This window comes from Rhizobacter sp. P5_A1 (assembly GCF_056400745.1).
The window spans coordinates 37,891-49,981 of record NZ_JBFUKR010000016.1 but is presented as its reverse complement, the minus strand read 5'-3'; the positions used below and the strand labels follow the sequence as shown (position 1 = coordinate 49,981).

At 68.5% G+C, this 12,091-nt stretch carries 9 protein-coding genes; 2 read left to right on the top strand and 7 right to left on the bottom strand.

Annotated elements, in window-relative coordinates; genetic code table 11:
• Window positions 1-6: 6 nt before the first annotated feature.
• From AC1DTW_RS17725 to apbC, 7 genes are all read right to left on the bottom strand, one after another.
• The gene (locus AC1DTW_RS17725) at window positions 7-2,988 is read right to left on the bottom strand and encodes a formate dehydrogenase subunit alpha (RefSeq protein ID WP_477982619.1); all 2,982 of its coding nucleotides are present in this window, start codon (window positions 2,986-2,988) and stop codon (window positions 7-9) included.
• Between the two features lie 10 nt (window positions 2,989-2,998).
• Window positions 2,999-3,238, bottom strand: coding sequence for a formate dehydrogenase (locus AC1DTW_RS17720; RefSeq protein ID WP_477982618.1), 240 nt, complete (start codon window positions 3,236-3,238; stop codon window positions 2,999-3,001).
• A gap of 176 nt (window positions 3,239-3,414) precedes the next feature.
• The gene (locus AC1DTW_RS17715) at window positions 3,415-4,047 is read right to left on the bottom strand and encodes a TorD/DmsD family molecular chaperone (protein ID WP_477982617.1); all 633 of its coding nucleotides are present in this window, start codon (window positions 4,045-4,047) and stop codon (window positions 3,415-3,417) included.
• Entirely contained in the window at window positions 4,040-6,175 is a 2,136-nt protein-coding gene (locus AC1DTW_RS17710) for a 4Fe-4S binding protein (RefSeq protein ID WP_477982616.1), read from the bottom strand. Before AC1DTW_RS17710 ends, AC1DTW_RS17715 begins: the two co-directional genes overlap by 8 nt.
• Entirely contained in the window at window positions 6,099-6,656 is a 558-nt protein-coding gene (locus AC1DTW_RS17705) for a DUF3306 domain-containing protein (protein WP_477982615.1), read from the bottom strand. The genes AC1DTW_RS17710 and AC1DTW_RS17705 overlap by 77 nt, the downstream gene beginning before the upstream one ends.
• Entirely contained in the window at window positions 6,656-7,159 is a 504-nt protein-coding gene (locus AC1DTW_RS17700; protein ID WP_477982614.1) for a DUF3305 domain-containing protein, read from the bottom strand. The genes AC1DTW_RS17705 and AC1DTW_RS17700 overlap by 1 nt, the downstream gene beginning before the upstream one ends.
• Before the next feature lie 36 nt (window positions 7,160-7,195).
• Window positions 7,196-8,290: an iron-sulfur cluster carrier protein ApbC gene (gene apbC, locus AC1DTW_RS17695; RefSeq protein ID WP_477982613.1), complete on the bottom strand. Its 1,095-nt coding sequence runs from the start codon at window positions 8,288-8,290 to the stop codon at window positions 7,196-7,198.
• Between the two features lie 126 nt (window positions 8,291-8,416).
• Between apbC and AC1DTW_RS17690 the strand changes: the two genes are divergently transcribed.
• Both AC1DTW_RS17690 and metG read left to right on the top strand, forming a co-directional pair.
• Window positions 8,417-9,991 (top strand): OpgD/OpgG family glucan biosynthesis protein, encoded by a 1,575-nt coding sequence (locus AC1DTW_RS17690; RefSeq protein WP_477982612.1) that lies wholly within the window; start codon window positions 8,417-8,419, stop codon window positions 9,989-9,991.
• A 40-nt stretch (window positions 9,992-10,031) separates the two neighbouring features.
• On the top strand, window positions 10,032-12,086 hold the full coding sequence (gene metG / locus AC1DTW_RS17685; RefSeq protein ID WP_477982611.1) for a methionine--tRNA ligase: 2,055 nt from the start codon (window positions 10,032-10,034) through the stop codon (window positions 12,084-12,086).
• The last annotated feature ends 5 nt before the right edge of the window (window positions 12,087-12,091 follow it).

Genomic DNA, 12,091 nt, shown 5'->3' with positions numbered 1-12,091 from the left:
CGGTCTTCAGGCGGTGGCCTTCTGAACCTGGCACACGGTGGTTTTCGTTTCCTGCATCATCGTGACGCTGTCGTAGCCGTAGGTCGTCGCGGTGTTGATCGCCTCGCCGCGGATCACCGGATGCGCACCCTCGGGGTAGTACGCAAGCATGTCGGCGCCCTGCCAGCGGCCCGAGAAGTGGAACGGCAGCCAGACGGTTTCACGATCGACGCGCTCGGTGACCAGGGCCTTCACGGTCAGGCGCGCGCCGGTCGGCGTCGTGACCCAGACGTTCTCGCCATCGCGGATGCCGCGGTCGTTCGCGGTCGCCGGGTTGATCTCGACGAACATCTCCTGCTGCAGCTCGGCCAGCCACGGGTTCGAGCGCGTCTCTTCGCCGCCGCCTTCGTACTCGACGAGCCGCCCCGAGCTCATGATCAGCGGGAAGGTCTTGCCGATGTCCTTGTTCTTTTCCTGCACGCTCTTGTACAAGGTGGGCAGGCGCCAGAACGCCTTCTTGTCGTCGTGCGTCGGGTACTTCGCGACCAGGTCGGGCCGGGTCGAGTACAGCGCCTCGCGATGCTGCGGGATCGGATCGGGGAAGTTCCAGACCACCGCACGCGCCTTCGCGTTGCCGAACGGGTGGCAGCCGTGCTTCAAGGCCACGCGCTGGATGCCGCCGGACAGATCGGTCTTCCAGTTCTTGCCCTCGGCGGCCTTCTTCTCGGCGTCGCTCAGGTCGTTCCACCAGCCGAGCTTTTTCAGCAGCAGGTGGTCGAACTCGGGATAACCGGTCGTGATCTCGGCGCCCTTCGAGCAAGAGCCGTCTTCGGCGAGCAGGTTCGCACCGTCGCGCTCGACGCCGAAATTGGCGCGGAAGTTGCCGCCGCCGTCCATCACGTGGCGCGACGGGTCGTACAGGTTCGGCGAACCGGGGTGCTTGAGTTCGGGCGTGCCGTAGCAAGGCCATGGCAGGCCGAAGTAGTCGCCGTCGAGCTTGTAGCCGGTCTCCTTGTCGACACCGCCCTTGGCGCGCAAGGTCTTCACGTCGAAGACGTTCATGTTGCGCATGTGCGCCTTCAGCCGCTCCGGGCTCTGGCCGGTGTAGCCGATGGTCCACATGCCGCGGTTGATCTCGCGCAGCAGCGCCTCGGGCTCGGGCTCCATCATCCCGCCCTTGCCGGCGACGAGCTTGTTGCTCTTCACGAGCTCCTTGTCGAAGCCGAGCTTCTGCGCGAGCTGGTACATGATCATGTGATCGGTGCGCGACTCCCAGAGCGGCTCGATGACCTTCTCGCGCCATTGCAGCGAGCGGTTCGACGCGGTGACCGAGCCCGAGGTCTCGAACTGGGTGCAGGCCGGCAGCAGGTACACCGCACGATTCGGGTTCAGCTGGCTCTCCTTGCCCGCGGAATTCGGCATGGCCGCCATCGCCGCCGTCGCGCTCGGGTACGGGTCGATCACGACGAGCAGATCGAGCTTGTCCATCGCGGTCTTCATCTCGAGGCCGCGGGTCTGCGAGTTCGGCGCGTGGCCCCAGAAGAACAGGCCGCGCAGGTTGCTGTCCTGGTCGATCAGGTCGTTCTTCTCGAGCACGCCGTCGATCCAGCGCGAGACGGTCATGCCGGGCTTGGTCAGCATGCCCGGCGCGTACTGCTTCTTGATCCACTCGAAGTCGACGTCCCAGACCTTCGCGAAGTGCTTCCAGGCGCCTTCGGCGAGGCCGTAGTAGCCGGGCAGCGAGTCGGGGTTCGGGCCGACATCGGTCGCGCCCTGCACGTTGTCGTGACCGCGGAAGATGTTGGTGCCGCCGCCGCTGACGCCGACGTTGCCCAGCGCGAGCTGCAGGATGCACGAGGCGCGCACGACCGCGTTGCCGATCGTGTGCTGGGTCTGGCCCATGCACCAGACGATCGTGCTCGGGCGGTTCTCGGCCAGCGTGCGCGCCACCTTCAGGCAGGTGGCCTCGTCGACGCCGCAGGCCTCCTGCACCTTGTCGGGTGTCCACTTCGCCATCACGTCGGCACGCACCTTGTCCATGCCGTAGACGCGGTCGTTGATGTACTTCTTGTCTTCCCAGCCGTTGTTGAAGACGTGGTACAGCACGCCGAACAGGAACGGGATGTCGGAGCCGGAGCGGATGCGCACGTAGTCGTCGGCCTTCGCGGCGGTGCGCGTGAAGCGCGGATCGACGACGATCATCTTGCAGCCGGTTTCCTTCGCATGCAGCATGTGCAGCATCGACACCGGATGCGCCTCCGCCGCGTTCGAGCCGATGTACATCGCGGCCTTCGAATTGCGCATGTCGTTGTACGAGTTCGTCATCGCACCGTAGCCCCAGGTGTTCGCGACACCGGCGACCGTGGTCGAGTGGCAGATGCGCGCCTGGTGGTCGCAGTTGTTGCTGCCCCAGAGGCTGACCCATTTGCGCAGCAGGTAGGCCTGCTCGTTGCTGTGCTTGCTCGAGCCGACGATGAAGACCGAATCGGGGCCGCTCTGCTTCTTCAGCTCGAGCATCTTCGCGCTGATCTCGTTCAGCGCCTCGTCCCAGCTGATCTTCACGTACTTGCCGCCTTGCAGCTTCATCGGCGTGCGCAGCCGGTATTCGCCGTGGCCGTGCTCGCGCAGCGCCGCGCCCTTCGCGCAATGCGCGCCGAGGTTCAGCGGCGAATCGAACACCGGTTCCTGGCGCACCCAGACGCCGTTCTCGACCACCGCATCGACCGCGCAGCCGACCGAGCAGTGGCCGCACACGGTGCGCTTGACGACGGTCTTGCGCGCCGCGTCGGCGGCCGGGGCATCGGCCGCGTGGGCCTTCTTCTGCACCAGCGTCAGCTGCGAGGCCGCGAGGCCGGCACCGACGCCCAGCCCCGAGCGGCGCAGGAACGCGCGGCGGTCCATCGTCGGGATCGCGCGCCGGTTCTGCGCGTCGATGCCGCGCGCGAGGCTGTTGACGAGGCCGCTCGATGACGACGAGCTCGCGTGGTTCGATTTGCGTGTCAGCAGCATGGTGGTGACCTCAGGCGCGGGTGGTTTCGTAGTAGCGCCGCACGTGCTCGGTGAGCTGGTAGCCGCCCCCCGTGTCGACGACCTTCGCCGCGGTCGCGCCCACCGCCTCGGCGGCCGGTGCGGCCCCCGGCAGCGCCTTGACCGCCAGCACCGCCGCGCCCGCGGCACCGGCGCCGATCAGCAGCCCGCGACGCTTCAACGGATTGGCAGCGGCCGTCGTGAGACCGCCAACGGACTTGTCGTCGTTCATGTGAAGTGCTCCGAGATAGAAACTCGTGTCCCAACAAAGGCTCCGGCGGATCTGGGCCCGCGCGGCAACTGAATACTATCGAATGTATGCACCTTGTTTCATAGCGTCATCAGGGTCAGTCCGTAAGAACGTGCCCTGAACCACGCCATCCGACCCCACAGGCCACCGTTGCCCGGTCAGGTTTCCAGCAGGTCGAAGCCCTGCGCCTCGACCGCGAAGAAGTCGCGCGCGAAACCGGCCACGGCGCGGTAGAAGTCGGCGCCGGGGTGCGCGATGATCGTGTCGCAAAGCCGCTCGACCCACGGCCGCAGGTGCGCATCGAAGAAGCGCTGCTGCGCCGCGAGGTTGCTGACCGCCAGGTCGTCGCCGGCGATCAGGTAGCGCATCACCTCGCAGACGCTGGCGATGTGGTCTTCGGTCTCGAGCACGCCGGCCGGGCGCTCGAGCCCGAGCGCGGCGAGGTCGGCACGCAGGTCGACGAGCGGCTTCTCGTTCAGCGTGCCGGCCATGAACCACGAGGCGTAGACGAAGATCTCGGGCTTGCCGACGCCGCCGAACAGCGCCACGTGTTCGTCGCCGACGCGCTCCGGCGCCAGGCGCCGCGAACTCGCGACGAGCTCGGACCAGCTCGTCTCGAGGAAAGCGCCGGCCGCCGGCGCCTCGGTCACGGCAACGCGCAGCTGCGCGTACAGGTCGGCCGACGGCGGCGCGAAGAACAGGCTCGCAAGCAGCCCGTAGACCTCGGCGCGCGCGATCTCCTCGCGATCGTCCGGCACGCTGAAATGCAGCGCCGATGCGGCCTCAGACATCGGTGATCCTCACTTCGTCCGGGTTCGTGTGGATGTCGATCACGCGGCAGTCGCTGCACATGCGCAGCCGGTCGGCGCCAGCGCCCTGGAACATCGCGTGCCCGCCGAGCTTCGCGATCATCAGCTCGATCGCCTTCGGCGTGCCGAACGGCTTGCTGCAGCGGATGCAGCGGTACGGCTCGACCTCGTTCAGCACGCGCAGCTGCTTGCGCGCCTTGCCGCCGTCGGCCAGCCACAGGCGCGGCTCGAGCGTGATCGCGTCTTCCGGGCAGGTGCTCGCGCAAAGGCCACACTGCACGCAGTTCTTCTCGATGAAGCGCAGCTGCAGCTTGTCGGGGTTGTCGGCGAGCGCCGCTTCGGGGCAGGCGCTGACGCAGCTCAGGCACATCGTGCAGCGCTCGGCGTCGACGATCAGGCTGCCGAACGGGCTTGCGCCGGCCGGCAGCGCGATCGCCTCCGGGGCCGGGCTCGCCTGCAGCAGGTGCTCGATCGCGAGGTCGAGCGTCGCGCGCTTGTCGGCCTGCACGTTGAAGGTCGCGGGCTGCTTCACGGTCTGCGCCGGCGCCGCCTGCAGGGCCGCATCGAGCTCGCGCGCGTCGCGCGCCGTGACGATGCGGAAGTGCTCGCCCGCCAGCCCCATGCCGGCCAGGATCGCCTGTGCGACCTGCATCTGCGCGGCCACCGCGGCGCGGTACGCCGGCGCCTCCTCGTCGGTCATCAGCACCCAGACCTGCGATGCGCCGAACGCGATCGCCGCCAGCCAGAGGTCGATGCCGGTCGACGCGGTGTGCCACACGTCGAGCGGCAGCACGCGCGCCGGCACGCCGCGCACCGCGGCGTCGGTGCGCGCGGCGCGGCCGAGTTCGCCGATCAGCGCAGCGCCGGCCTCCTGGCTGTGGATCAGCAACGCGGCATCCCGGCCGCCGGCGCGCTGGTAGGTCGCGAGCAGCGTGCGGATGCGCTGCCCCTGCTGGTCGGGCCGCGGCGTCGCGTAGCTGATCGCACCGCTCGGGCACACCGTCGTGCAGGCACCGCAGCCGACGCACAGGTGCGGCTCCACGATGATGCCGGCCAACGTCGCGCCGCCCGGCCGTCCTTTCATGCTCGCATCGCTGCGGATCGCGTTCGCCGAGCACACGTCGATGCAGGCGCTGCAGCCGATCTGCTCGTTGCGGCTGTGCGCGCAGATCTTCTGCTTGTACTGGAAGAACTTCGGCTTCTCGAATTCGCCGACGCTTTCGCGCAGCTGCAGCACCGCGGTCATCAGCGCGGCGTCGTCGGCGGCGTGAAAGTAGCCCTGCGGCGGCTGGTGCAGCCTGATCAGCGGCGTGTCGTTCAGGTCGAGCACGAGGTCGAAGTTCTCGCTCGCCTCCTGCGGCGCGCGCTCGAAATCGATCGCGCCGGCCGCGTCGCAGGCGCGCACGCAGTCGCGGTGGCTCGCGCACTTCGCGAGGTCGATCTGGTAGCTGAAGTCGATCGCGCGTTCGGGGCAGGCCTCGATGCAGGCGTTGCAGCGCGTGCACAGGTCGAGGTCGATCGGGTTCGTGCTCGTCCAGCGAACCTCGAACGCGCCGAGCCAGCCGGCGATGCTCGTCACGGTGCCGGCATGAACCGCCATCGCGCGCTGCTGCGGCAGCGAACCAAAGCCTTGCAGCAGCAGGCTCACATCGAGCTTGTCGGCCAGCATCGGCGCGGCGCGCGCCGCGCGTTCGGCGCTGCCGATCACGAGCACGCGGCCGTTCGATGCATAGCCGACGGTCGGCACCGGGTCGGCCGGCGGCAGCTGCGCGAGCGCGAGCAGCGCGGCAATCTTCGGCGTCGCGGCCTGCGCGTCCTTCGACCAGCCGCCGGTCTCGCGGATGTTGACGAAGCGGATCGGCCGCTCGGCGACGCCGGCCGCGCCTTCGGTCTGCGCGTTCAGCTCGAGGAACAGCCGGCTTTCCTGCGTGCACGCGACGAGCAGCTCGTCGCCGCTCTTCGCAGCGCGCTGGAACGCGCCGGCCTCGCGGCGGCAGAGCAGCGTGTGGACCGTCTGGAGCCCGGCGCCGGCGTCAGGCCCCAGCGCCTTGATCAGGCCCGGTCCGTCCAGCGGCATCGTCTTGTTGCAGTCGCAGATCAGCGTCGTCATCGGTTGCGCTCAGAGATTCGTGGGGGGCTTCGGCGGGCGGCTTCTCTGCGCCGTCTTCGTCGTCTTCGAACAGCCGGAGAAACTTCGACTGGTGCATGCGCCGCAGCATCGCGAGCGGGATCGGGTCGGGCTGGCCATAGTCGGCGATGTAGGTGTCCAGCCCGTCCATCACGTTGAAATGCGGGTCGGCGAAGAGCTTCTTCATCGCGGCGCGCTTCACCCCTTCGTCGACGCCGCTGGCGGAGAAGCGCGAATAGTCGGATTCGCGCGTCAGCAGCGCCACATCGGCCAGCGTCGGCGCCGCTTCGGTGGCGGGCGCCGACGGGACCGGCGCGGCCACGGCCACCTGCGCCGCCTGCGCTTCGACCACCGGCGGCGGGGTCGGCGTCACCGGCCCCGGCGCGACCGCCACGCCGCTGCGCGCCTGCTGCTTGCGCCGCGCCCAGCGCGAGACGAATCCGTCGCCTGTGTCGCTCGCCATCACTGCCTCTGCCCCGGCGCGAGGAACGACTGCGGCCGGCGCCGCTGCTTCGGCTCGGGCCGGTAGTGCTCGTCGGTGTAGGCCTGCAGCCAGGCGACGAGGTCGGGCGGCAGCGGCACGTTGTCGATGCGCTCCTGCGCGTCGAGCCAGCGGCCGGCCTCGGTGTAGGAGACGCTGACGGTCTCGGGCCAGGCCCGGGACGGATCTTCATCGTCGATGCGCCACATCACGAACCAGACCGGCGTGCCGGTCTGCAGGTTCAGGTGATAGCCCTCGGCCTCGTCGCGGAACAGCTCGAGCCGGAAGCCCGGGTACAGCGTGCGCCGCAACCGGCCGTCGTCGCGCAGCACGCGCGCCGCGCTGCCGAAGGCTTCTTGGTACGGGACCACGTCGACCAGCCTGAAGCGCCAGGCTTCCCAGGGATTCGGGTTCGCCTCGCGCTCCATCACGACCGCGACCTGCACGGCGGGTCGAACGATCTGCACATAGGCGGCGTCTTGCATAAGCCGCAGTCTAGACGCTGCAGCAGTCGGGTTGCCTCAGGTGTCTTTCGAGATCGAGATCGTCGGGAACTTCGACGAGAAATCCTTCGCGCGCTGCGCGATCTTCACCGCGACCTGGCGCGCGACCGACTTGTAGAGCCCGGCGATCTCGCCGTCCGGATCGTTGACGACGCTGGGCCGCCCGCTGTCGGCTTGAACGCGGATCGACAGGTTCAGCGGCAGCGCGCCGAGGTAGTCCATCTTGTACTCGGCGGCGAGGCGCTTGCCGCCCTCCTCGCCGAAGATGTGCTCGACATGGCCGCACTGTTCGCAGACGTGCACCGCCATGTTCTCGACGATGCCCAGGATCGGCACGCCGACCTTCTCGAACATCTTGATGCCCTTCTTGGCGTCGAGCAGCGCGATGTCCTGGGGCGTCGTGACGATCACCGCGCCGGTCAGCGGCACGCGCTGCGAGAGCGTCAGCTGGATGTCGCCGGTGCCGGGCGGCATGTCGACGATCAGGTAGTCGAGTTCGTTCCAGTTGGTCTGGCGCAGCAGCTGCTCGAGCGCTTGCGTCGCCATCGGGCCGCGCCAGATCATCGGGTTGTCGGCATCCACCAGGAAGCCGATCGACATGACCTGCACGCCGTAGTTCTCCATCGGCTCCATCGTCTTGCCGTCGGCGCTTTCGGGGCGCCCGGTGATGCCCATCATCATCGGCTGGCTCGGGCCGTAGATGTCGGCGTCGAGGATGCCGACGGTCGCGCCCTCGGCGGCGAGCGCGAGCGCGAGGTTCACAGCCGTCGTGCTCTTGCCGACACCGCCCTTGCCGGAGGCGACCGCGACGATGTTCTTGACCTTCGGCAGCAGCTGCACACCGCGCTGCACCGCATGCGGCGTGACCTTGCTCGCGAGGTTCGCGCTGACGTTCTCGACGCCGGCGACGCTGCGCGCTGCCGCGATCAGCGCCTTGCGCAGTGCGCCGATCTGGCTCTTCGCCGGGTAGCCGAGCTCGACGTCGAACGCGACATCGCCGCCCTCGACGCGCAGGTTCTTCAGCTGGCGCGTGCTGACGAAATCGCTGCCGGTGTTCGGGTCGACGACGGTCTTCAGCGCCTCTAGCAACGAGGCGTCGGTGGGAGCGGGCATGGTGGCTTCTTCAGGAATGAGCGCACGAGTCTAGCGGCACGCAGATACCGGGCGAAACGTGCCCGCGCAAAAGCGCGCAAGAATCAAGGCCTTCCTGGTTTCCGCGATCTCTCGCCCCGTTCCACGATGCAACGACGCACTCTCCTTCGCGCCGCCGCTGCCGGCGCGACCGGCTTCGTCTGGCCCGCCGCGCGGGCCGCCGGCCTGATGCCGCTGGGCAAGCCGCAACGCTTCGACTTCGCCTGGCTGAAGGGCCAGGCACGCGCGCTCGCCGCGGCGCCGTACCGTGTACCGTCACGCGTGCTGCCGCCGGCGATCGCCGCACTGACCTGGGATCAGTACCAGTCGATCCGCTTCAAGCCCGAGCACGCGTTGTGGGCCGATTCGAAGCTGCGCTTCCAGCTCGAGCTGTTCCACCTCGGTCTGTACTTCAAGCGACCGGTGCAGGTGTTCGAGGTCGCCAACGGGCAAGCGCAGCAACTCGCCTACGACACCGCGATGTTCGACTACGGCAGGAGCGGCCTGACCGGCACGCACCCGCCGGCCGACCTCGGCTTCGCCGGCTTTCGCTTCAAGTTCCACCTCGCGCCGGAGTTCGACATCGCGGCCTTCCTCGGCGCGAGCTACTTCCGCGCGACCAGCGGCACGCGCCAGTACGGCCTGTCGGCGCGCGGCCTCGCGGTCGACAGCGGCATGGCGCGGGCCGAGGAGTTCCCCGACTTCACCGACTTCTGGTTCGAGCGCCCGGCGCCCGAGTCGAACACGCTGGTCGTCTACGCGCTGCTCGACTCGCCCAGCATCGCCGGCGCCTACCGCTTCGCGATCACGCCCGGCGATACGACGCTGATGGACATCGACTCGGCGCTCTACCCGCGGCGCGAGATCGAGCGCCTCGGCATCGCACCGTGCACGAGCATGTTCCAGACCGGCGAGAACGACCGCCGCAAGGCCAACGACTGGCGCCCCGAGATCCACGACTCCGACGGCCTCTCGATGTACACCGGCAGCGGCGAATGGATCTGGCGCCCGCTGCGCAACCCGCGCGGGGTCACCTTCAACGCGTTCGCCGATCGCAGCCCGCGCGGCTACGGGCTGCTGCAGCGCGACCACGATTTCGCGAACTACCAGGACGACGGCGTGTTCTACGACCGCCGGCCGAGCCTGTGGGTCGAGCCCAAGGGCGACTGGGGCGCCGGCGCGGTCGACCTGGTCGAGATCCCGACCGACGACGAGACCAACGACAACATCGCGGTGTTCTGGAACCCTGCCGCGAAACCGCAGCGCGGCGACGAGTTGCTGCTCGGCTACCGCCTGTACTGGGGCCGCGCCGCGCCGGTGCAGTCGCCGCTGGCCCGCGTCGTCGCAACGCGCACCGGCCTCGGCGGCGTCGTCGGCAAGGACCGCAAGCAGTTCTCGTGGCGCTTCGCGATCGATTTTGCCGGTGGCGACTTCGCGCTGCTCGACGCAAAGACGCCGGTCGAGGCCGTGATCACCGCGACCCGCGGCCGCGTCGAGACCACCTCGGCGCGGCCGCTCGGCGCCATCAACGGCTGGCGCGCGATGTTCGACGTGGTGCCCGAGCCGACCAGCGTCGAGCCGATCGGGCTGCGTCTCTTCCTGCGCGCGAACGGCCAGGCACTGACCGAAACCTGGGTCTACGAGTGGGTGCCGCCGCCGCCCGCCGAGCGCGCGCTGCATTGAACCCTAAAATTGCCGGTTCACTCCGCCGCCGGCGCCGCCCATGACCCGCAAGCTCTTCGTCACCACTGCCCTGCCCTACGCCAACGCGCCGTTCCACATCGGGCACATGATGGAGTACATCCAGGCCGACATCTGGGTGCGGTATCAGCGCATGGTGGGCAGCGAAGTGCATTTCGTCTGCGCCGACGACGCGCACGGCGCGCCGATCATGATCGCCGCCGAGAAGGCGAACCAGACGCCGCAGGCCTTCGTCGCGCAGATCGCCGCCGGGCGGCGCCGCTACTTCGACGGCTTCCAGATCGGCTTCGACAACTGGCACTCGACCGACGGGCCCGAGAACCACGAACTCGCGCAGGACATCTACCGCGCGCTGCGCAAGCAGGGCCTGATCGCCGAGCGCACGATCGAGCAGTTCTACGACCCGGTGAAGGGCATGTTCCTGGCCGACCGCTACATCAAGGGCGAGTGCCCGCGCTGCGGCACGAAAGACCAGTACGGCGACAACTGCGAGAACTGCGGCGCGGTCTACGCGCCGACCGACCTAAAGAACCCGTACTCGACGCTGACCGGCGCGACGCCGGTGCTCAAGAGCAGCGACCACTACTTCTTCCAGCTCTCGTCGCAGCGCTGCATCGATTTCCTGAAGGAGTGGACCGCGACGCCCGGCCGCCTGCAGCCCGAGGTGCTGAACAAGATCCGGGAGTGGTTCCCGACCGACGGAAATGACGCGGGCGGCGGCCACGTCGGCCTGAACGACTGGGACATCAGCCGCGACGCCCCGTACTTCGGCATCGAGATCCCGGACGCGCCGGGCAAGTACTTCTATGTGTGGCTCGATGCGCCGGTGGGCTACCTCGCGTCGCTGAAGAACCACTTCGGCAAGGTTGGCCTCGATTTCGACGCGTTCATGGACGACCCCGAGGTCGAGCAGATTCATTTCATCGGCAAGGACATCATCACCTTCCACACGCTGTTCTGGCCGGCGATGCTGCACTTCAGCGGCCGCAAGGTGCCGAACCACATCTTCGTGCATGGCTTCCTGCAACTCTCGGGCGAGAAGATGAGCAAGAGCCGCGGCACCGGCATCTCGCCGCTGAAGTACCTCGACCTGGGCCTGAACCCGGAATGGCTGCGCTACTACATCGCCGCGAAGCTGAACGGCCGCGTCGAGGACCTCGACTTCAACCCCGACGACTTCCTCGCGCGCGTCAACGCCGACCTGGTCGGCAAGTACATCAACATCGCGAGCCGCGCGGCCGGCTTCCTGAGCAAGCGCTTCGGCGGCCGGCTCTCGGCCGACCTCGGCGTCGAGGGCCGCGCACTGCTCGACGCGCTGCGCGCGCAGCGCGCGCCGATCGAGGCGCTCTACGAGGAGCGCGAGTTCGCGAAGGCCTTGCGCGAGGTGATGCTGCTGGCCGATCGCGTCAATGAGTACGTCGACCAGAACCGCCCGTGGGAGCTCGCCCGGCAAGAAGGTCAGGACGCGGTGCTGCACGATGTTTGCACCGTCTGCATCGAGGCCTTCCGCCTGCTGACGATCTACCTGAAGCCGGTGCTGCCGGCGCTCGCGGGCCAGGTCGAGGCCTTCCTGAAGGTCGAGCCGCTGCGCTTCGCCGATGCCGCGCGCGCGATCGGCGGGCACACGATCGGCGAGTACCGGCACCTGATGCAGCGGGTCGACGCATCGCTGCTCGACGCGCTGCTCGAACCCGCCGTCGCCGAAGCCCCGGCGCCGGGCGGCGAGCCGATCGCGCCCGAGATCGGCATCGACGACTTCGCGAAGGTCGACCTGCGCATCGCGCTGATCCAGAACTGCGAGGCCGTCGAAGGCTCGACCAAGCTGCTGCGCCTGACGCTCGATGTCGGCGAGGCAAAGCCGCGCAACGTCTTCAGCGGCATCAGCTCGGCCTACCAACCGGCCGAGCTGATCGGCAAGTACACCGTGATGGTCGCGAACCTGGCGCCGCGCAAGATGAAGTTCGGCCTCAGCGAAGGGATGGTGCTCGCCGCCTCGCATGCCGACGAGAAGGCCGAACCCGGCCTGTACATCCTCGAACCCTGGCCGGGCGCGACGCCGGGCATGCGGGCGCGCTGAAGCGC